Origin of the sequence: Candidatus Kuenenia sp. (genome assembly GCF_027493735.1) — a bacterium.
Taxonomy (GTDB): Bacteria; Planctomycetota; Brocadiia; order Brocadiales; family Brocadiaceae; genus Kuenenia; species Kuenenia stuttgartiensis_A.
In genome coordinates, this window is record NZ_JAOSKF010000020.1 from 46,578 (window position 1) to 69,447 (window position 22,870).

Sequence of the window (22,870 nt, forward strand, 5' to 3'; positions counted from 1 at the left end):
ATTCCTGATTTTTTGTAACTTTTGCCATGTTTTAATGAAACGTTGCCGTAGTGTTAACCCTGACATGGTTCTGAACCCTGTCAGGGTTGTGTCGTCCTGACCCCTCTGAACGGTTACAAAAAAGAACTATTCAGCGTAATCTATTAAACTACCGAAGCACAACTCGTTCTCAAATCTTGTCCTGAACATAGTGAAGTATCTGTTTGGGAACGTAATGGCAATGGAAACTACATTCGCGGGTTCAGATTTGTAACCTGAACCCGCCTGGAGTCGTGTAATGTTTACGCTTAATAGTTGCACAAAAAATCGGGAATGCGGCCGGTATAGTAAACGGGGAGACGCTTGCAATGCGTCTCTATAAAAATATTGAAATTCCTAAACATAAATTTAAAGTAACTTCCCGGCATTTTTTGCCAGAAACCTTCCCATTTCTTCTGACGTCACTGCTTTACTGCAAAGATAGCCCTGGAATTCATCGCATTGCAGCCCCTGGAGAAATTCAAATTGTTCATCTGTCTCTACGCCCTCAGCAATTACCGTAAGTTGAAGACTTTTTGCCATGGCGATAACTGCTTTTACAATCGCTGAATTAGTCGGGTCTTTATGTAGGTTATGAATAAATGTCATGCCAATTTTGAGTTTTTGTATAGGGAATTTACTGAGATAGCTTAAAGAGGAAAAGCCCGTACCAAAATCATCAATAGTGATCTGAATCCCGAGGCTTTTCAATTTATTCAGTTTGTAAATGGTGGTTTGCAGGTTTTGGATGGCAATACCTTCCGTGATCTCAAGATCAAGGGCATCGGGAGACATACGGGTATCATGTAAGACGTTATTCACAAAATCTATCAGGTTTTCGCGTCCAAAAGTATGTCCTGAAATGTTTACCGCTATGGGTACGGAAGGGAGGCCGGCTCTTTGCCATGCCATGTTCTGTTTGCAGGCCGTGTGCAACACCCAGAAATCGATAGGCACGATTTGCCCGGTGTCTTCCGCCAATGGTATAAATTCTGCGGGGGAAATCAATCCTTTTTTAGGATGTTTCCAACGCAAAAGGGCTTCCATGCCAACCAATCGCCCTGTAGCAATATTCACCTGCGGCTGATAGTATAAAACCAGCTCCCTGTTCTCCAGGGCACGGCGCAGGTACATTTCTTCGAGGAGCTGCTCGTAGGCTTTTTCCTGCACAGTTGAGGAGTAAAAATGATAGTTGTCCCTGCCGCTTTCCTTTGAAATGTACATGGCGGAATCGGCATTTTTCAGCAATGCTTCCGCTGTTGTGCCGTCACCCGGATACAGGGCGATTCCAATACTGGCGCTAATGCAGAGATCATGGTCGTCTATGATTACCGGCTCTTTTAATTTCTTTAAAATTCTCTGTGTGACGTCATTTGCATCTTCCATCCTGGAAATTTCCGTCAATAATAGCACAAATTCGTCTCCTCCCTGACGGCTGACCGTATCTTCTTCGCGTATGCAGCTTTTTAATCTGTCTGCGATTATCTTCAGGAGGCGGTCTCCTGTGCTATGCCCCAGTGTATCGTTGACTTTTTTGAATCTGTCGATATCAATGAATGCCACTGCCAGCATTTGTTGTTTGCGATGAGCGTGTATTATTGCCATATTAAGACGGTCGTGAAATAATTCCCTGTTTGGCAAAGCAGTCAGTGAATCGTAGTACGCCAGATAATGGATTCTTTCTTCCGCCTGTTTATGCTCTGTGATATCTTCCATAATTGCGAGATAATGGGAAATAAATCCTTCATTGCTTTTGATAGCGGAAAGAGACAGTGATGTCCAAAAGAGTTCTCCGTGTTTTTTCCTGCTGGAAAATGCTTCCTTCCATTCTCCTTTCGAGGTGATTGCTTTCCACAACGTTTTATCCGCCATGGATAAAGATTCACCGCCGGGCTGTATGATGTCTATCAGATTTTTTCCCAGAACTTCTTCCGGTTCAAAGCCGGTCACTTTGCAGAACTTCGGGTTAATATAGTCAATGCGGCCATCCGTATCGGTGACGGCAATCATTGCCGGGCTTTGTTCAACGGCAAGGGACAACGTACAGATCATTTCCTCCGCGTGTTTACTCCCGGTAATATCTCTTATTACGCCGACGGTTCCGACGAATCGCTTATCGTTCTTCATAATATCGGAGTCGTAATGTCCTGTAGCGGCAACCTCAATGATCTTTTCATGCTTTTTGGGCCATTTTATAATCTGAATGGTGTATTCCATGTACTCCGGGGATTTCTTTGATTTTACCCGTATCTGCAAACCTGTGGTTTTTCTTTGTCCGGTTCTTCGTTCGTCAAACAATTTAGGCGTGGTTTTGTAGTCGCTTGTCTTTCCTGAATATTCTGACAGCACTTCGGAGCGACTTACTTTTTTCAAGTCATCAGGGTGTATCAGTTCACTAAAATGTTTGCCGATGAGTTCGTCAGGCTCATAGCCAAAGACCTGCACGGCTTCATTTATGAAGGTAAAATAGCCGTTTGCGTCAATTCTATAGATAATATCGGGCAGTATTTCCACAAGTCGTTTATAGCGCTGTTTTCCGTCCTGCAGTTCCAGTTCGATCTGCTTACGTTCCATGGAATAGCGCATGGTGCGGGCAAGTGAATCTCCGTCTATTTTCCCTTTAATCAGGTAGTCCTGCGCACCCTTCTTCAATGCTTCAACTGCGACCTCTTCATCGCCAAGTCCGCTTAACACAACAATTGGCGTTCTTGAAGCATGTGCTTGTATTGAACAGAATGTTTTTAATCCCTGGCTGTCAGGCAGTGAAAGGTCCAGGAGAATAACGTCTATAAAATCATTTTCCAGTTTCTGCAATGCGGAAGAAAGGCGGTAGGCGCACTCAAGGCTGAAGGATACGCTTTGTATATCATCCAGCATTTCCCTAACCAGGTATACGTCGCCAGGGTTGTCTTCTACCAAAAGCACCTTTATTTCATTTTTCATAACAATAGCATCTCTTTTATTCTGCGGGGAGTTTCACAATACTAAACCAAAAATTATGGACAGCCTGCACAATCTTTATGAATTCATCAAAATCAACAGGTTTGGTTACGTAACAGTTCGCATGGAGGCCATACGACTTAAGTATATCTTCCTCGTTGCTTGATGTGGTCAGGATTACAATAGGAATTAATTTCAGTTTTTCATCAGTTTTAATTTCTGCAAGCACCTCGCGGCCATCCTTTTTTGGCAAATTCAAATCCAGCAGGATGATATCGGGCCTTGTTGCATCAGCGTATTTACCTTCCTTGCGGAGGCATCTCATCGCCTCAACACCGTCGGTAACTACCGTGAGATTATTGTACAACTTGCTTTCTTCGAGGGCTTCCTGCGTAAGGCGAACATCGCCCGGATTATCTTCCACCAGCAGAATTTCAACAGGCCTGATATTTGATAAAGTATGCATATATGAATCATCTCCATAAATTAGGCTGCCTTTAGCAGCGACTTTATTCTGTTATTGATGTCAATGTAGAGATGCATGCAATGCGTCTCTACATTAACATTGAAATTCCTACGCTGTCATCGCCAGAACCAAACAATCACGAGATAAAAAATACGAAGCACGAAACAAATTCCAAAATACAAAATCCCAATGAACAAAACCGTAACACTTTAGTTTTTTAAAAAACCGGGTTTTTAAATATTTGAAAATTGAAATTTAGAATTTCGGATTTTACCATTAAATATTTTGCCAAAAAGCACGCACTGGCGAATGGAAGTGTGCAAAGAAATTACCAGTAAGGTACTATCCTTTGAATTAATTTCTTACGGGCAGTGAGAAATAAAATGTAGCGCCTTTCCCCGGCTCTGATTTTAACCATATCCGTCCGGAATGGCGTTCAACGATCTTTTTGCAAATGGAAAGCCCTATCCCGGATCCTGGATAGTCTTCTTTGCCATGCAATCTCTGGAAAACAATGAATATGCGATCGTAATACTGCGGGTCTATTCCGATACCATTGTCGCTGACAGAGAATATCCATTCACTCTCTTTTTTCTCTGCAGAAATATGTACACGCGGAGGCGCTTCGCCGCGGAATTTAAGGGCGTTGCCAATAAGATTCTGAAATAATTGTGTGAGCTGAGATGGATCGGCCATTACAACCGGCAAGTGATCCTGGGTTATTGCAGCCCCACTTTCCTCAATGGCTATTTTAAGGTTTTTGGCAACACGGTTAAACACCTCCGTGCAATTAACAGGTTCAAAATTCCTGCATCGGGAAGTCACACGCGAATATGCCAGCAGGTCATTAATGAGCTGTTGCATCCTCATTGCGCCGTCCACTGCAAAGGCAATGTATTCGTTGGCATTGGAATCAAGTTTGTCTTTATAACGGCGCTCCAGTAGTTTGGTATAACTGGTAATCATACGCAGCGGTTCCTGCAGGTCATGCGATGCGACATAGGCAAATTGCTGAAGTTCTGCGTTGGAACGGGACAATTCTTCCATAGAGTGTATCAATTTCTGTTCCGCCCATTTGCGCTCGGTAATATCGCGGATAATGCCAATAAAGGTAAAATATTCATCCAGGCGGGCATCTCCTATCGTTAATTCTATAGGGAAAGCCGTTCCGTCTTTTCGCAGTGCTTCCAGTTCGATAGGCCCTGTGCCAAGTATTCTGGCCTTTCCCGTGTTCAAATATCTTTTTAACCCATCTTCATGTTTTTTGCGGTATGATTCCGGCATTAGCATAATAACGTTTTCGCCAACAACCTCTTCTTTTTTATAACCAAACATCTTTTCTGCGGCAGGATTAAATAGTTCAACAACGCCCTGTTCATCGATGGCAATAAGGGCGTCCGCCGTGTTTTTGACAAACGCATTGAAGCGTACTTCTTTACGCTTGCGTTCAGTGATTTCTCTTTGAATTGCAACGAAATGGGTAATGGCCCCTTCTTCGTTCTTCATTGGGGAAATGGTTGCAAAGACCCAATAATATTCTCCGGTCTTTTTCCGGTTGTGGAATTCCCCCTCCCATTCGTTTCCGGAGACAATGGTTTCCCAGAGCTGTTTGTACTGTCCCTGAGGGGTTTCTCCGGATTTTAATATGCGTGGATTTTTTCCAATGGCCTCTTCTTTGGCATATCCGGTTATTTTAACAAAGGCAGGATTGACATATTGGATACAGCCCTTTACGTCGGTAACGATAACGGATCTTGAGCCATGTTCTATGCTATGTATGAGCATGGAAAGATGTTGCTTGTTAAGACCGTGCAAGCCATCTTCAAATAATGTAGTCATTTTAGTTATCTTCTTTTTCTCTATGGATTCTTCATAATCAGTACACCGGTTGACAACTTTTTATCTGCATCGAAAATCTTTATTAATCGGGCGTTTATTTTTACCGGCGTTTGTCCTTTGGAAATGGATATCTGAAAATTTGTGTCTTTTTCCTGTGCGTTGGCAAGCGTATCAACGGGCGTTGTCAGCTCCATTTGAGAGAGGCAGGCAAGCATGTCCTTTTGCTCCGTTCCTGGGATTTGCAATAGTTGCTGTGCGGTTTGATTAATATTTTTAATTTCCCACTGACCGTTGACCACAACAACGCCTTCATCTATATTTGCCAGTATTATGTTGAGTACTTCAGATTCATCCTCCCTGCCTGCCACAGTTCTCGGACGAAGCAATGATTTTACCCTTGCAAGGAGTTCTGTTTTGTTGAAGGGCTTGCTGATAAAATCATCCGCACCTGCCTCAATCCCCTTAATGCGGTCGTCCATTTCATGCAAAGCGGTAATCATTATTATCGGGATGTTTTTTGTGGCCTCATCCGCGCGTAATTTTTTACAAACTTCGTATCCGGTAATCTTAGGCATCATTATGTCAAGCAAAATTAAATCGGGGTTTTCCGTTCTTGCCTTGTTTAAAGCCTCTTCTCCGTCATATGCTTCGATTACTTCATATTTGAATGCTGTTAAAATAACCCTCAGCAGTTTGACATTTTGTGTTATATCATCGGCTACCAGTATTTTTGCCATAGAATACCCGTGTTCTCTTTCTGATAAAAGTAATGCCTGTCAAAATACAGGAATAGCAACTACAAAGTCCTTTTTTCTGTGTTCTGAACAGACTATTTATTTTTTTAAATATTTTTCTATAGTAAGAGGCAATTCTCTTGTATCAATAGGTTTGCTCATATATGCGTCACAACCCGTATCCAGTATCTTTTGTTGGTCCCCCTTCATTGCATGGGCAGTTACCGCTATTATGGGAATATCTTTTTTACCGGCATCGGCTTTGATTTGCCGTATCAGTGTCAGCCCGTCAATCCCTGGAAGTTGTATGTCCATAAGAATGATATCCGGTATTTGTTCTTTCAACAAACTTAATGCTTCCTCGCCGGTAGTTGCTTCGATGACATTATATCCCTTTGCTTTAAGCACGACGCGTATCAATTTTCTGTTTTTTTCATTATCTTCTACTACCATTACGTTTTTATTCGACATTCATTGTCCCCTTCCCGATATATCGGTTGTATAGTAATTTTCTTTCGAAAATGAATTTGGCTGTTTAAAAATAAAATTTTTCATGCCCTTTTGTGAGCCTTCGACTAGTGGAAGTTTTATCTCCCCTTGTGAGCAACGGCTTATGGATGTTTCATTTTATTATAGGGGTACCACTATCCTTTATGGTGGGTTTGCTCTATTTTCCTGATTGCCATAAGGAGATCCTCCTCAGTATGACTTCCCTTTTGAATTAAGGCCAGTATGTTGCCGTTTAATTCTTTTTTCTCTTCCGGGGTAATATCCTTTGCGGAGCAAATAATAATAGGGATTTCTTTTGCAACCGGATGTGCTTTTAATATTTCTATGACTTCAAATCCGCTCATGCCCGGCATCATCAGGTCCAGGATGATAATATCAGGGTGCTTTTCTAAAGCGAGGTTGATGCCTGCTTCGCCGCTGTACGCCTTTAAAACATCACACCCCTTTTCTTTTAGAATAGTGGTTATATGTTTGACCGCCTTCTCGTCATCGTCCACCACGAGAATTTTCACTGGTTCTTCTTTTGTTTTTAAGGTATTGGCAACCGCATTTACTGCATCTACTAGCTGTTTTCTGCCTACAGGTTTTATCAGATATTCAGCAGCACCCAGACTGTACCCAAGTTCTTTGTTGTCAAAGATTGAAACGATTATTACCGGTATGTGAGCGGTATCTTTATCGCCCTTCAGTTTAGAAATGACTTCCCATCCGTCAATTCCCGGCAGCAAAATGTCAAGCGTAATCAGGAACGGGTTGCATTGTTTCGCCTTTTCAACTGCACCTACTCCGTCTGCCGTTACAACGACGTTATATCCGGCATTCGTTAAATATAAGGTAAGGAGATTGGCAGACATACGATTATCTTCTATAACGAGAATAGTTTTTTTTCCTTTTGTTACTACCGGGGACAGCTTATGCACATGTGTTCCTTCATCCCCTACCTCCTCGCCGCATATGGGACATACCGTAGCCATCTCATCCTCCGGATGCAGGATTCTTTGAGATTTTGTTACTGGAATCGTAAAATAAAAAGTACTCCCTTTCCCATATTCACTTTTGAGCCAAATCTTTCCCCCGTGCATCTCAACAATCCTCCTGGTTAAAGCAAGTCCCAACCCTGTGCCTTCATATTTTCTTGAAAACGAGCTGTCTGCCTGCCAGAATTCTTTAAACACTTTTTCACGGTCCTCGGGTTTTATCCCTATGCCTGAATCAGACACGGAAACCTGCATTTTTCCGTCCACAATAGCTGCATTTGTTGTAATTGTACCATTCTGCGGCGTGAATTTTATGGAGTTTGAGAGAAGGTTGTATAATATCTGTTTAAATTTCACCCGGTCTGCTTCAATATCTTTCACATCTTCTTGTATAACCGTTTTTAACTGAAGCTGCTTCTTTTTGGCCAGGCCTTTTAAAATAGTATAGACATCCTCGATGGCGTCGGATACAAGAAATGATTCATACTGCAGTTCCATCTTGCCGGCTTCGATTTTTGACAAATCCAGTATATCGTTAATCATTTGCAGAAGATGTCTCCCGCTGCTGTGGATGTCCTTAACAAAATCTTCCTGCTCGGCATTTAACTCTCCGCAGAGTTTATCTTTCAGCACCTCCGCAAATCCGATTATTGCGTTAAGAGGGGTACGGAGTTCGTGAGACATATTGGCTAAAAACTCTGATTTCATCCTGTTCGCACGCTTCAGCGCAGAGACCGCCTTTTGTAAATGTTCTGTTTTCTCAGTAATACGCTGCTCCAGCATAGCATACGATGACCTCAACTTGTCCGACATGTCATTAAAAGCTTCTCCCAACTGCCCGACTTCATCATTGGTTGAAATTTCTACCCTTGTTGTTAAATCGCCGGTTTTTTTAATGGCCGTGGCGGCGGCAGTTAATTTTTCTATAGGCTTCAGGAATTTGTTTGTAGTGAAAAATATAATGACCACTACCAGTAAAATGCTTGCCGTTCCAATAATAATGAAAAATATAATAGCCGCGGCATACCGCTGTTCAGCTATTTCCTTTGGTATAATGACGCTGAACGCCCCCCTTATTTCTCCCAGTTGGTAATCATAGCCCGCATCATAATAATCCCGCACAACCGGTGGTGCCTTTTCTCTTGGCCCGTGACAAAGAAGGCAGTCTTTTGTTACATATAGCGGATATAGGTAACGTTCTACTCTTTTTCCATCAAAAACATCGTCTGCCCAGTATTCCTTAATAGTAGGGTCTTCTTCCATTTTCCTGAGTATTTTTTCTTCGAAGAGATCGGGTTTGTTTTCTTCATTCCGGTATCTTAAGCTCGTCTGTTTAATGACATAACCCGTTTTTTCTGCAAAATTTTTACTGATGGCGTTTGTGGCAACGGCAGGAATAAATTTTTTTGTTTGCTCGTTAAGTTCTATTTTATGCATGATGGAGGCAAGATAATTCCGTGTCGTTTCCAGTTGTATCACCAGCATTTTTGCCTTTCCCCGGATTTCTTTTGTGAATTCCTGGCGTGTTTGCTTGTAGATAAAAAACCCCACGATACCGTTCAATGCGATCAGTAAAACTGCCAAAATGATTACCAGTTTATGTCTTATTTTCATGTTTCTTTTTTAACGAGAATAGCCCCTAACGGACAACACTTTTCAAATCCTTCCTCAACATCCCACGTGCCTGTTTTCTCCGGAACAAGCCTTGCCTTATCATTTACAAGTGCAATCGCATCGCCGGCTCTTACTGCGCAAATTCCGCAGCCAACACATTTATTTTTGTCTATATTTACAGAGATAGCCGCGCCATTTTTCTTTAAGATTACGTTATCGGCATACTGGCGGACATCTTGTTCCTCAAAAGAAACAAGGTTCCCGGGCAGATGTTTTTTTATTTGCTGCCTGCCATCCCTTTCATGCAGAAATATTGATCTGCCACATTGCCCGCAGGTATGCAGTTCCTGTAATTTTTTCAGGTAGTCCATGACTGTTTGAACGAGGGTGGCGTGGCTCCATGTTAAGGGTGAGACAGACATCGGCTCTCCGGTAAAGGGGTTAATTTGTTCCGCAAGCACGCCGGAAGGCAGTGCGCGTGAAACAGCCCATTTTAAATAGTATATTGACCTATCAAGGTCTTTCACGGATTTTGTAATTGCAATATAATACTGCGCCAGCCACATAGTGCAAATAATCCAGGGGTTCCCTGGAATTGAGTCATCATTGCCGGCACGCTGATAAAAATCCCTTTCGTATCGGGCAATTCCTCCTATTTCCGTCTTTACCCACAAGACCTCTTCAATTGCCTTCATAGTGTTTTGTACTCTGACATCATCCGGTGGGTAAGCGCCAAAGGCAAACAGCCCGTAAAGGCTTGCGTCAACAGTTTCGTCTATTTCAAATCCACCTTCTTCTTTCGGAACTATCATGCGTAAAAACCGGTTAAGCTTTTCACTATAAAGATATTGATCCATCGCTTTTCTAATTTTTTCAGCAGTCTGCCGGTATAGTTTTGTCTTTTCCGTGTAATTGAATATTTCGGAGAGCCTGGACGCGGCCATCAGGCCTCCGTATACGGTAGCTACTGTAAACGATAAAATACCGCGTCTTTCTTCCCAAAGATCATACGAAGGGAGGGGCAATTCCGTTTCATCATCTCTGTAGCTTACAAGAAAATCTGCGGCCTTTTCAATAAACGAATGGTATAGCGGGCGTATTACATCGATTTTCCGATACATGTCATAATATTGCCCAATCGCCCAGAGAAGAAGGGCTGTTTCGTCTTCCTGGATAGGCACATGTATTTCTTCTCCTCTTACCCAAGGGTGCCACGAACTGCCGAATGAACCGTCAGGGTTGTATTTGTGCAATAAAAAGCCGTCTTCGACCATAACACTTGCACAAAAGTTGTACGGAGCAACCACGTTCGCACAAAAGTCAAAAAACTTTCTGCAGACAGTGCTATAGCCAGCGCTCATGAGCGCATGGGCAACTAAAGCACCATCCCTTGGCCACATATAACTATAGGTATCTTTTGCGTATTGAAGGATATCCGAATCATTTGCAGCAATAATTGCCCCGCCGTTGTCGATCTGTGTTTTAAGCACCAACAAACTGCGTTTAAAGAGATTAATTACTTCAGCCGGAAGGTTCCCATAATTAAATTCCTCTTTATTGACCCAATGTTTCCAGTAGCTTGCAGTACGGTCGAGTATGGCTTGCGGCTTTTCGCTTAAAAGAATATTATTTAACAAATTTACTTCGGCATACGTCCTGCCGACGGCAATCCAATAGTATGCAACCGATTCTCCGAAAGGAGGGATTTTCAGGGAAATGCCGATTGTCGAGTCTACAGATCCCTGGGCAATTGGATTACCTCCCAGAATGCCGTCTTCCGCATCACGCCAGGTGCCTTCCGCCCCCTGGTGCCGTTTTATGCCGGTAGCGTATTCGCGCACCCCCCACACGTCTCCGGCCGAACAGTTGATTAAAAAGTAACGGGGACCTTTATAATGAATGAGGCAGTTTTGTTTTGCGTCGTAAAACACCGTATCGCCGATTTCATTTTCCATAACACTCAGATCCTGATGGAAAAAAAGGCGTATTTCTCTTTCTGTTGGGGCGGAGTTTTTAATTATCATTTTCCGCAAATAAATATTTTTCTCAAAATCAACTACATCATTACACATGAGTTGAAGGCGCAGCTTTTCATGACGGAGGAACACAGCAGTCACCAACGTTTCATCAAGATACCCCAAAGAAATATTCCATTCTTTGGGATTAATCCATGAAAAACCTTCCTGTGTCCATAGCCCAAACCGGCATGGATAACCCCTGGTATGGTTTTCTTTTCCAACATAAGGGAAGTAAAAATCCCGAACCGAATAGCTTGAATCGAAGGTCACCAATAATGATCCGTTTCCAACGGGAATATCTCTGGGCATAGTTGCAAACCTTTTAACTTTAGTGGTAATAGTTGATGGCAAAGAATCATTTTGCTCTTTGCCGGAAAAAACCGAAAATACGTAACACTTTAGTCTTTTGAAAAATTCCAATACTAACGATGTTTGCCGCCCGATATAGGGACGGCGGACATCCTTGCCTCTCGTTCTTGCGTTCTTGCGTTTTTCAAAAATCTAAAGTGTCACGATTGTTTTATATTTCCCAGGGGATCTCCTCGTCTGAAAAAAAGAATTCCTCGCCGGCAAGCATATCCAGCTCGGTCAAAGATTGATCTGCATGCATTTGTTCAGCGCTGGCAAGGGTTTCAAATAATTTTTTTTCTTCCGGTGTTTTGGCGGTAAAAGCGGCATTTTTGTAAAATTGGTATGCCTTATTTTCCGCCTTCGCAATAAGCCGTACAACATCAATGAGCGCTGCATTGTCGTCAAGTTTTTGTACATCAAGTCTGTTTTCATGCGAAGTGGTACTTTCAGGATCAAATGTTTTTCCATATGCCTCTTCATACCAGGAAGTAACTATTTCTTCATGTTCTTGTTCTGAGTCAGCCATCAGCTTTAAACGCTTTCTGGCATCTTCATTTTGTATTTGATCCCGCATTTTCAAATAAAATTTTTTAGATTTGTTTTCCTGCACAATAGCAGTTTCGAGTATTTTTTTCAATACATCGCTTTTCTCATTTACCATTTTTCCCCCAAAATACAGAGTTAATTTGTCAGGAGATCAAATACAATTGCAACAATTTGGTTTTTTGAAAAAGTAGGGGCGAAGCATTTGCCCGTTTGGGTATGAACTTATTTATAACAAATGCTTCGCCTCTACATTATTGCGGCAAACATCGCTATTAATGGTTTTTTTCAAAAAACTGAGGCGTTGCTTACAATTATATTTTGCATCTTAATTTTAATTGTTAGAAGTATACCATTTTAATGGATTTTTTTAAAAGATGAATTTTTTGAGAAAAAAAATGCCCGTTAACAATAAAAAAGAAATGAAATGGTGGATACCGTAAAGTCCGTGACCAGTATGGGAAGGTAATTCCAGGGACACTTTACTTTAATCCTGCGAACTAAAATCCAGAACGGCTGAAGTGCCTTTTTTGGTAACTATTCAGCGTAAACGATACACGGCTCGTTCCCAAACCTTGTACTGAACTTAGTGAAGTATCTGTTTGGGAACGAGTTGCGCTCTGATCTCCGGTAATTTAATAAATCGCGCCGGATAGTTACCTTTTTTGTCAAAAAGTGCCCAAGTGATTAATTATGATAATCGCGGAAGTGGATATGATATGGTCACTGTTTTTCAGGGAATTTATTTGGAATGCTAAACGAATACTTCTTTCGGATTTCGTGCTTGTTTAAACACTCGTTCCCAAGCTGTAGCATTTGGGAACGAGTGCGAAAATCAGTTCGTCATTAGAATTTGTTTCGGATTTCATGCTTGCCAGCTTAGGGGTGGGCAAACTATTATCAAGAAAGTACGTTTTTACAGAGTAATACTATATTACCACTCCAAATCTAAAAGAAATGGAGAAATTGATTTTATGGTGAAAATAAACAGCCTATTTAATTAGTGGCAGGATATACACTTATACGGCGTTTCGTGTCAAATTTCACCACGCCTTCTATCATGGAAAAAATCGTATAATCTCTCCCAAGTCCCACATTTTTGCCTGGCCTGAATTTAGTGCCGCATTGACGAACTATGATTGAGCCGGTTATCACGGATTGGCCGCCAAATTTTTTAATGCCTCTCATTTGGGGGTTGCTGTCTCTTCCATTCCTTGAAGAACCTTGTCCTTTTTTATGTGCCATTTTTTTCTCCTCTTAAATTAACCATACGGGCAGACACGGACAAACATGTTGTCCGCGCCACCCTGAAAAACTACGTTTATACAAAATGTACTTCCCGTGTATTAAAATAGTATCTGCACTATTTCCCGGATTGCTACCCGGCAATTATCTCTTTTACCTTGATCTTTGTGTATCTCTCACGATGTCCGCGTTTTCTCATAGACGCTTTTCTCCTTCGAAACTTTATCGTCACGCATTTTTTATCTTTTATTACACCTTTTACCTCCGCAACGACCTTTGCATTTGCAGCGCTTCCAAATGTTGCATTTCCGGATTCATCTGAACAAACCAGCACATTGTCAAACTCCAGATCATCTCCAACTTTGGCATCCGCCTTTAAATCAATACAAAACTGTTCTCCGGTTCTCACCTTATATTGTTTGCCCCTGTCGTTTATAATAGCATACATCTCTTTATTTCTCCTCCTTGTCTTAAAACTGAATTAAAAATTATACGGTAACGGGTTCACCCTTATTATCAAAATAACGAATATCTATTTTGCCATATTCATTTGCTGTATCGGTAAAAATAACTATTTTTTTGTTATACGCATCTTCAATCTCCGCCATTTGTTTTCTTTTCTGATTCTGTAAATAATCGACTACGTCATTATTTGAAGTTATTTCAATCCTTACGACTTGAGGTAAATGTAAAGCAAATTTTACATCTCTCATGATATTTAAACACAGAGATTCTACTGTTTTTGCGTAGCCTGTTCCGCAGCAAAATTTGCATTCTTCAAACAAAACGTCTCTCAGACTTGGCCGGATTCTCTGTCTGGTGATTTCAATTGTACCAAATTTTGACATTTTCAGCATCTTTGTTCTTGCGCGATGCCTCTTCAACGAATCCGCAATTGCCTTCTCAACCGCCTGGATATGTTTTTCATTCCGCATATCGATAAAATCAATAACAATTACTCCCCCTAAATCCCGCAGTCTTATTTGGCGTGCAATTTCTTTTGCCGCAATCATATTCGTCCTGAACGCCGTCTCTTCGGGATCGCATTTCCCTTTATATTTACCGCTATTCACATCAATCGCAACTAATGCTTCTGTCTGTTCAAGAACGATTGATCCGCCATGCAGCAACGGAATTTTTCGCGAGTTTATTTCTTCAATGGCATTTTCAATTCCAAAATTATGAAATAATGGCTTCTCTTTGTTGTAGAATTTAAGCTGTTTTTCATATTTAGGCATTATTATCCGCAGGAACTCTCGTGTTCTCTTAAAAACAGATTCTGAATCTACAATGATTTCATTTATATCCTGGCTAAATATATCACGAATTACGCGAATCACCAGGTCGCTTTCCTGATAAATTACGCCTGGCGCGTCAATCTCTTTCGACTTTTTACAGATATTCTTCCATAGTTTCAACAGATAATGAAAATCTTTCTGTAGTTCTCTCTTTGTTTGTTGTACACCGGCGGTTCGAACTATAAAACCAATATTCTTCGGGGGATTTAAGCTTTCAAGGATTTTCTTTAACCTTTGTCTCTCTTCTTCCTCGGTTATTTTCTTGGAAACGCCGTAACGCTTTACTTCCGGCATTAAAACCAGATATCTGCCCGGCAAACTTATATAGGTGGTCAAACTGGGTCCCTTTGTCCCAAGGCTTTCCTTTGTTACCTGAACAAGTATCTCCTTACCTTGTTGCAAAACATCGCGTATCCGATGGTGTCTTACAGGGGGGGGATCCGCTTCTTCTCCCTGATTCTTTCCTTCTGACGGAACCAACACATCCGAAGCATGGAGAAATCCGTTTTTTTTGAGCCCTATATCAACAAATGCCGCTTCCAGGTTTGGTTCTATATTAACCACTCTTCCTTTGTAAATATTCCCTGCAATCTGCTCACGTGAGCTTCTTTCAATATACAATTCCTCAAGAATGTTGTTTTCTAATATAGCGATACGACACTCTTCAGGTTCAATCGCATTTATAAGCATCCTTGTTTTCGTTTTCGTTGTTTTTTCCATTCTTTATACAGAAGAGATATCCACTTCCGTCCTGATAATTTCAAAAAGCTCGTTATTTATATCGACCCCAAGGGCACTTACGACTTCTTCAGGCCTCGGCATACCATCCGGCGTCAATCGGAAAGTTAAAAACAGGGCTTCGTTCTCCCGCCAGATTTTTTGAACAGAAGATCTGATTTCTACGGATTTTTGCACCTCTTTTTTCATGCGTTTTATTACGATAGAATGTTCATTCCAGAAATCTTCAATTTTTAAGGTTTGCAGAATATCTTTATTTTTAAAAATAATCTTATATGTCACATTATCAACAGCGCCTCTTTCCGATAGCGGTATCTGCCGGGCCGAAACAATGCGAATCCCTTCCGGCAATTGCCTCCGGAACCGTTCCGCCAGTAACTCAAGCGGTTCATGATGGAGCAACTCCAATTCCAAAATTTCATCTTCTCCGCTCATGCCAACACCAAGCGCTAACGGCATGGATATTTTTGGGTGAGGATTAAAACCTTTGGACATTGCGATGGGGATATTTGCTCTTCGTATTATCCGTTCAATGGTTCTCATCAAATCATTATGGGAAATAAACCGAATATCCCCCGATTTGGAAAAACGAATGCGTATTTTTTCTCCTATGGCCAGCCATCCTTCATAAAACAGTGAGGTGAAAAAAACAACTTTACCGTAAAGATATACATTCTTAAACTGGCATAGCCAGGACCAAACAAGTACTAAATAAAAAATACGAAACACGAAGCGCGAAGCACGAAGCACGAAACAAATTCAAAAATACAAAATCCCAATGAACAAAACCGTAACACTTTAGTTTTTTGAAAAACCGGGTTTTTAAATAGTTAAAATTTGTAACTATTCAGCGTAATTTATTAAACTACCGGAGATCAGAGCGCAACTCGTTACCAAACCACAGTTTGGGAACACAATTGCACTGGAAACTTTGTTTCCAGTGCGTGTCAGACTTGACGAATTACAAACTGTCTTAACCCTGTGATTTTATTCCCTATCTATCAGCAAACAGGCGAGAAACCGGAGTTTCTCGAACAAATGCATTCCCAAACTGGAGTTTGGGAACGAGCCGTGTATCGTTTACGCTGAATAGTTACTAAAATTTAGAATTTGTTTAGAATTTCGTATTTAGCTTTCGGGTTTCACTATTAAATATTTTGCCAAAAAACACGCACTGACGAATGGAAGTGTGCAAGGAGATTACTGATAAAGTATTAATATACTTCCGGTAAAATTTTTCTTACAAAATCATTAAGATATTTTTTGGTTTTTTCCGGATTGTCAAACTTAAATACAGTTTCCGCCACTTCCCTGGCTTCTTCAAAAGAAACAGACCGGATAATCTTTTTCATCTCGGGTATGATTGTTGCGGGAGCGACGCTAAACTCTTTCAGACCAAGCCCTACAAGGGGGATCGTATATTCCAGTTCCCCTCCCATTTCGCCGCAAATTCCAACAGGAATATCATTTTCATGTGCAGATTTTATCGCAAATTTCAAAAACCTTAAAATCGCCGGATGTACAGGACAATATAAATATGCCACCCGTTCGTTGTTTCTATCAACCGCCAAAGAATATTGGATAAGATCGTTTGTGCCTATGCTAAAAAAATCGCATTCTTTTGCCAACATGTCTGAAATCATAACAGAAGAGGGGACTTCCAGCATCGTTCCCATTTTGACGTTTTTATCAAAGGAAATATTCTCTTTGTCCAGATCTTCCATCGTCTCATACACCATCTGTTTTGCCCGTCTCAGTTCCTGGATGGATGAAATTAAGGGAAACAATATTTTCACCTCTCCCAGAGCAGAGGCTCTCAGCAAGGCTCTAAGCTGTATTTTAAATATGGAAGGGTTTTCAAAACAATAACGTATAGAACGACACCCAAGGAAAGGATTTCCCTCTTTTCTATGTTCCAGGTATGGCAGCTTATCTGCACCTAAATCAAGCGTTCTGATGATAACAGGTCTTCCCTTTAGTTCCTGAACAACGGTAGTGTATGCCTCCAAATGCTGCTCTTCTGTCGGAGGCGTTGGAGAATTCAAATAGAGAAACTCCGTTCTGTAAAGGCCTATCCCTTCCGCACCGTAGTTTAAATTTACACCTATTTCCCGTGGAAATTCAATATTGCCGAAAATGGAAATATGTCTTCCATCCGCCGTGGTGGAAGGTTGGTCTTTTAGTTCTATCGCCAGTTTTTTCTCAAAAACATCGATACTCTTTACCTTACTTTGGTACGTTGCTAACGTCTCATCGTCTGGCCTGACAATTACCAATCCCCGGTTTCCGTCTACAATTACGATATCACCTCCAAAAACATCCGAGGTAACAGTGCCAAGCCCTACCACTGCAGGAATCCCCAATGCACGCGCAACGATTGCCGTATGAGAAGTACGTCCTCCGCCATCGGTGGCAAAACCCTTCACTTTTTGAGGATCAAGCATGGCCGTTTGGGAAGGGGTAAGGTCGTGCGCCACTAAAACTACTTCTTCCTCAAGATTTTTAAGTTCTTCCCTCTTTTCACCCAACAAATTTCTTAAAAGACGGCGTTCAACATCAAAGATATCTGTTACCCTTTCCGCCAGGTATGAATCTTTAATATCCTGAAATTTCCTGATATATACACGCAAGGCGAGAGAAACTGCAAATTCAGGCGTAAAGTTGGTTTTCCGAATCCGTTTTATAATTTCATCTTTCAACCGTGCATCCTGCAAAACCATTCTGTGAGTGCCAAAAATGGACCCTATTTCAGAACCTAAATTCTCAGAAACCTTCTTTTCCAAATCCTCTATTTCTTTTTTAGAGGCATCGATCGCTTTTTCGAGTCTGCAAACCTCATCTTCAACTGCCTCATTTTTTATGACGTGGCGTGGTATCCGGAAGCCTTCGCTCTCAAACAAAAAAGCCTGCCGGATCACAACCCCCGGTGAAACGGCTATGCCTTTTCGGATTTCCATAAATTCTTCTTCAAACTTGCTATTCACCAGTTCTTCCAGAGCGTCCAGCGCTTCTGCACAATCCACCCCTTTCGCACTTATTAATAACTCCGTGCCATTTTCCGCACCAAGCGTTAAAAGCTCAATGATGCTTTTGCCATCAATATTTTTACCCTTTGCTTCCACGCGTATCTCAGAAGTATATTTATTGGCAATTTCGGAAAATTTGGTTGCAGGCCGCGCGTGCAGGCCATTTGAATTCCATATCTTCACTTTCCGTTCAGATATTTTGGAGTTTACAAAGAAAAAATCCATTATACGCTTCTCTACAAAACTACAATAAAATACTGTATCTAAATAAATGGTAATGCTTGAAAAACAGGAGAATAATGCTCTTTCACTCTTGCGATAGCTTGTCCGTCGCCATGCAAAAAATTAGTCCGACAGCCGTTCGCCATAATAGCTTATCAGTAATTTCTTTGCACACTTCCATTCGTCAGTGCGTGCTTTTTGGCAAAATGTTTAATGGTGAAACCCGAAAGCTAAATACGAAATTCTAAACAAATTCTAAATTTCAACTATTTAAAAACCCGGTTTTTCAAAAAACTAAAGTGTTACGGTTTTGTTCATTGGGATTTTGTATTTTGGAATTTGTTTCGTGCTTCGTGCCTCGTGCCTCGTATTTTTTATTTAGTACTTGTTTGGTTCTGGTTATGCCAGCGTGGGTATTGAGGAATAAAAGCACCCTGCTGAGTATTACACCTGAATACCGTCTACTTCCTTCAGTGTATCTACCATCCCTTCAATGCCTTTTGCTTCACGCATAAAGCGACGGAAATCATCATCTCTGATTGCGGTAGATATTTTCTCTAAAGCGGCGAGATGTGACCCGGTGGAATCGGTGGGGGAAAGCAGCAAAAAAAACAGGAATACTGGTTCGCCGTCCAATGCATTAAAATCGACCCCTTTTGCAGAACGGGCCACAGAACCTATAACATTTTTTATACTTTCATGCTTTGTGTGGGGTACGGCCACTCCCTTGCCTATGCCCGTACTTCCTAATTCTTCCCTTTTCATAAGGGCTTCAATAATCCTTCCAACATCTTTTGCATCGATTTTTTTCGCATCACGAAGAGCACATACCATCTCCCTGATGACTGCTTCTTTTTCAACGGACTGTATTTCTGTTATAATCGCCTCAGATACAATAAAATCAGTTAATTTCATTACCCTTGCACCCCCAATAAGTATTCTTTTATACCTCTATACCTCTTGTTTGCCTTCAGATTCTGCGACTTCTCCAATAGAATGCTTCTTTTGACGAACAATTTTAGATTCTATTTTCCCCTTGTGTTTTTTCAATTGCGCAACTACTTTATCCACAACAATATCTATAGAACGATACATGTCTGTATTTGACGCCTCTGCCACAATCGTGGGTCCTCTTGAAACATTGACAACCATTTCGACAAGATGGCTGCTATCCCCCCCTATGTCAAGCGTTACCTGTACATGCAAAATCCATTCGAAAAATTTTTTTATTTTTTCAGCTTTTTGCAAGGCATAATTTCTTATTGCTTCCGTAATATCCAAATGTCTGGCAACTATTGTTATATTATCCAAAGCACAATTCCTTTCTTTAAATAAAAAATATTCACTTAAAACCTTTACATTTTACTGATATAAGACTTTCCGTCAAGGAAATTAAAGCAGAATACCTAATTCTTATACTCTGCAATTGCAAAAACAAACAAATGTATGGATTTGGCCCCTGTTTTTTTCAGTTTTTTTGCGCACTCACGCATGGTTAAGCCAGTAGTGAGAACATCGTCCACCAATAATACCCTTTTTCCCTTCATTATTGCCGGGTTTTTAATAAAAAACGCCTTTTGGACATTTGAATATCTTTTGCTTTTAGATAATCTTGTTTGTGAAGTAGTGTTTTTGATTCTGATAAGGTTATTTACGGAGAAAGGCGTTAAAAAAGCCCGATGAATTTCACGCGCTATAAGCTCTGATTGATTGAAGCCTCTCTGCAATTTCTTTCGCCAATAAAGGGGTACCGGTACAATAATATCTATTTCCCGCATAAGTTCCCCAAGTTTTTTGTTTTTCCGCAGAAAGTCCCCTATTGCCTTATATAAGAAACGCTGTCTTTCATATTTATATTTATGTATTAAAGCTTTAATCGCACCATCATAATATGCAATTGCCGTTAATGAATCATGGTAAAGATGCTCTGACCGGCAAAAAGCACAGCCTTTTACCTCAGACGCGACGGAATACTGCCCTAAAACACTCCCACACCGAATACAATGTCTCTCATTTACAAATGGAATATTTTTCCTGCATGTACCGCAAATATACTGCTCGCAATGGTAATTTATATTCCTATGGCAATAGAGGCAAATCCGCGGATAGAATACGTCTAATAATGCCTGTACATAATTATTAATCGCATTAAGCATTCATCATATCAAAAAAGAATATTCCCACAGACCCAAAAAGTACAATGGGCATCCATGCCGCCAATACGGGGTGAACCATTCCCGTATTGCCAAGATTGGAACAAATAAAAGACACCGCATAAAACACCCCACAGGCAAGGATACACAAACTTACGCGCAAAAAAATGTTTTTACTCATTCTTTCAAACCCAACAACAAGAGGTATTCCCAAAAAAAGCAACACAATATGCGTAAGCGTATAGGCAATTCTTGAATGAAACAATACCTTATTCTTCGGATTATCGGGTTCCTTTTCGCATAATTCATTTAACTGTTCAAGGCTTAACAAACTGGAATCTAATTTTTTCTTTCCAAGTTCTAATGGAGTTACGGAGGATACGAACTCAAGCGTATCCAACCGATGAACCGGAGCCACCCATCTCCCCCGTTCGTCATAAACATGTTTTAATATCTTGCTTAATACCCACGTGTTATTTCCAATCCATTCCGCTTTCTTTGCATTAAGGGTGAATCTTTTCTTTCCATTTTCATCCCGCGAAAGGATAAACACAGAATCCATTTTTTGCGTTTTATTACTATATTTCCATATTCTGATTAATGCATTGTTTTCATCATCATGCACAAGCAGGTTCCGTTGAACGTCGCTATCAAAGGTATTTTGCTGCATAGCCTCCAATTTTTCAGCAAACCGGGGAACAATCCATTCCTGATCGCCAAACGACGCAAACCCCATAAACACCGTCACGACAAATATGGGCAGCAATATTCGGTATAGTGAAATTCCCGCAACCTGCATCGCCAGTATTTCCTTGTTTCTGGATAGTCTGACCAGTACAATGCCCACCGCAACTAAAGTAATGGCAGGAAAAAATTGCGTGATTATCACCGGAAAGAGGTAGGCATAATAACGCGATGCAACGCCAAATGAATTTATTCCCATCTCCAAAAAATCATCCAGCTTTTGAAGAAGGTCAATAATAACATATGTGCCTGAAATAATGAGGAGACACAAAAAAAATGTTGGGAAAAACGCTTTTAACAGGTATCTGTCCAGCCTTGAAAACATGTAATTTCGCAAACCTTATTGGTTAAAAGTTTTAAACTCCTGATATATCTGAAGTATTGTTTTTTTTAAAACGGGATGTACCATATCTGGCGCTATTTCAACGAGAGGTTCCAGCACAAATATTCTTTCATGCATCAAGGGATGAGGAATTTTTAGTTGATCATCTTCCACAATTCTGTCGCCAAAAAGCAAGATGTCGATATCTATGGTTCTAGGTCCCCATTTTTCCTTACGTATCCTGCCCATACGCAATTCTATATGCTGAAGTTTTTCCAGCAATTGGTGGGGTGTTAGTGATGTTTGCAATTCAAGAGCCGCATTTAAAAACATCGGCTGTAGAGGTCCCCCAAGAGGGGCTGTTTCATAAAAGCGCGAAATTTTTAAGGTGTGAATATCTTCAGACGCACTCATATACTCATAAGCGTTCCTTAAATTTCTCTCCCTATTGCCCAAATTCGCACCTAAAGCAATATATACCGTTTCAAGCACCCTATTATTTCCCGTTTCCGTTTTCTATTTACTCTCCTAAAAAAACGGAGAAAGAATGTTTCCATGCTTTTTATGATACCTTTGCAGGAAAACGCCATGCAACCTTTCTGTGGGTCGTTATTTTGATATAAGAACCGCTGGTAAAGCAAAATGCCTTTTTCAATTGCTTTAAATGTTAACAAAATCCAGCACGTATCAAAAGTTTATTCATGCGTTTTCATAAAAACATCAAAATCTCATGCCTTTTTCAAAAAACTAAATTGTTACAAATATTCACTAATTGCCTTTTTCAAAAAACCGAAAAAGTACCCTATGAAAACAGCACCAATTAAGAAGGCAGGAGTAGCGAAATTATTTCGCTGTTTTTTTATCCCGGAATGCATTCTCCGAAAAAATTTCGATTCTTTTGTTTTTCCCCTAGGTGTTTTAAATAATCAACTATGCCTGCCATAAGAGGATTACATCCGTAAATCTTTTGTAGCTATTAAGTTAAGAAATCGGCAAAAATATGGATTTTTTTAGGCACGATGATTGCTTATTACAAAACGCAGATATCGTATTTATATTACATTTTAGACTAATCAGGAGGTGCAGTGGGAAGAGATTCAGTGGAAAGGTTA

At 40.7% G+C, this 22,870-nt stretch carries 18 protein-coding genes; all 18 read right to left on the reverse strand.

All coding sequences use genetic code 11. From position 1 onward, the window contains the following. Window positions 1–387: 387 nt before the first annotated feature. Window positions 388–2,961 carry an EAL domain-containing protein gene (locus M5U24_RS13005; RefSeq protein ID WP_099325116.1) on the reverse strand — a complete coding sequence of 858 codons (2,574 nt, stop codon included), beginning with the start codon at window positions 2,959–2,961 and terminating at the stop codon, window positions 388–390. Between the two features lie 16 nt (window positions 2,962–2,977). Next, window positions 2,978–3,424, reverse strand: a complete 447-nt coding sequence (locus tag M5U24_RS13010) for a response regulator (RefSeq protein WP_099325115.1) — start codon at window positions 3,422–3,424, stop codon at window positions 2,978–2,980. A 354-nt stretch (window positions 3,425–3,778) separates the two neighbouring features. Further along, the gene (locus tag M5U24_RS13015) at window positions 3,779–5,263 is read right to left on the reverse strand and encodes a PAS domain S-box protein (RefSeq protein WP_099325114.1); all 1,485 of its coding nucleotides are present in this window, start codon (window positions 5,261–5,263) and stop codon (window positions 3,779–3,781) included. 20 nt (window positions 5,264–5,283) lie between these two features. Further along, window positions 5,284–6,000, reverse strand: coding sequence for a response regulator (locus M5U24_RS13020; protein WP_099325113.1), 717 nt, complete (start codon window positions 5,998–6,000; stop codon window positions 5,284–5,286). Between the two features lie 96 nt (window positions 6,001–6,096). Continuing rightward, on the reverse strand, window positions 6,097–6,468 hold the full coding sequence (locus M5U24_RS13025; protein ID WP_099325112.1) for a response regulator: 372 nt from the start codon (window positions 6,466–6,468) through the stop codon (window positions 6,097–6,099). A gap of 173 nt (window positions 6,469–6,641) precedes the next feature. Then, window positions 6,642–9,098, reverse strand: coding sequence for a response regulator (locus M5U24_RS13030; RefSeq protein ID WP_099325111.1), 2,457 nt, complete (start codon window positions 9,096–9,098; stop codon window positions 6,642–6,644). Continuing rightward, entirely contained in the window at window positions 9,095–11,425 is a 2,331-nt protein-coding gene (locus tag M5U24_RS13035) for a glycoside hydrolase family 15 protein (RefSeq protein ID WP_164994377.1), read from the reverse strand. Before M5U24_RS13035 ends, M5U24_RS13030 begins: the two co-directional genes overlap by 4 nt. Window positions 11,426–11,636: 211 nt before the next feature. Beyond that, on the reverse strand, window positions 11,637–12,128 hold the full coding sequence (locus tag M5U24_RS13040) for a ferritin family protein (RefSeq protein ID WP_099325110.1): 492 nt from the start codon (window positions 12,126–12,128) through the stop codon (window positions 11,637–11,639). 878 nt (window positions 12,129–13,006) lie between these two features. Then, entirely contained in the window at window positions 13,007–13,255 is a 249-nt protein-coding gene (rpmA, locus tag M5U24_RS13045; protein WP_099325109.1) for a 50S ribosomal protein L27, read from the reverse strand. Window positions 13,256–13,388: 133 nt separating this feature from the next. Next, entirely contained in the window at window positions 13,389–13,703 is a 315-nt protein-coding gene (gene rplU, locus M5U24_RS13050; RefSeq protein WP_099325108.1) for a 50S ribosomal protein L21, read from the reverse strand. 40 nt (window positions 13,704–13,743) lie between these two features. Beyond that, window positions 13,744–15,273, reverse strand: coding sequence for an Rne/Rng family ribonuclease (locus M5U24_RS13055; RefSeq protein WP_099325107.1), 1,530 nt, complete (start codon window positions 15,271–15,273; stop codon window positions 13,744–13,746). A gap of 3 nt (window positions 15,274–15,276) precedes the next feature. Next, complete coding sequence (locus M5U24_RS13060; protein WP_315851727.1) at window positions 15,277–16,041, reverse strand: TIGR03936 family radical SAM-associated protein; 765 nt, start codon at window positions 16,039–16,041, stop codon at window positions 15,277–15,279. Window positions 16,042–16,505: 464 nt separating this feature from the next. Beyond that, window positions 16,506–18,542, reverse strand: coding sequence for a phosphoenolpyruvate--protein phosphotransferase (ptsP, locus tag M5U24_RS13065; protein WP_099325105.1), 2,037 nt, complete (start codon window positions 18,540–18,542; stop codon window positions 16,506–16,508). A 441-nt stretch (window positions 18,543–18,983) separates the two neighbouring features. Beyond that, window positions 18,984–19,454 carry a PTS sugar transporter subunit IIA gene (locus M5U24_RS13070; RefSeq protein ID WP_099325104.1) on the reverse strand — a complete coding sequence of 157 codons (471 nt, stop codon included), beginning with the start codon at window positions 19,452–19,454 and terminating at the stop codon, window positions 18,984–18,986. Between the two features lie 36 nt (window positions 19,455–19,490). Continuing rightward, complete coding sequence (gene raiA, locus M5U24_RS13075; protein ID WP_099325103.1) at window positions 19,491–19,850, reverse strand: ribosome-associated translation inhibitor RaiA; 360 nt, start codon at window positions 19,848–19,850, stop codon at window positions 19,491–19,493. 95 nt (window positions 19,851–19,945) lie between these two features. After that, entirely contained in the window at window positions 19,946–20,695 is a 750-nt protein-coding gene (locus M5U24_RS13080; protein WP_164994378.1) for a ComF family protein, read from the reverse strand. Beyond that, window positions 20,688–21,761: an LptF/LptG family permease gene (locus M5U24_RS13085; RefSeq protein WP_099325101.1), complete on the reverse strand. Its 1,074-nt coding sequence runs from the start codon at window positions 21,759–21,761 to the stop codon at window positions 20,688–20,690. Before M5U24_RS13085 ends, M5U24_RS13080 begins: the two co-directional genes overlap by 8 nt. A gap of 15 nt (window positions 21,762–21,776) precedes the next feature. Further along, complete coding sequence (folK, locus tag M5U24_RS13090; RefSeq protein ID WP_099325100.1) at window positions 21,777–22,250, reverse strand: 2-amino-4-hydroxy-6-hydroxymethyldihydropteridine diphosphokinase; 474 nt, start codon at window positions 22,248–22,250, stop codon at window positions 21,777–21,779. Between the last annotated feature and the right edge of the window lie 620 nt (window positions 22,251–22,870).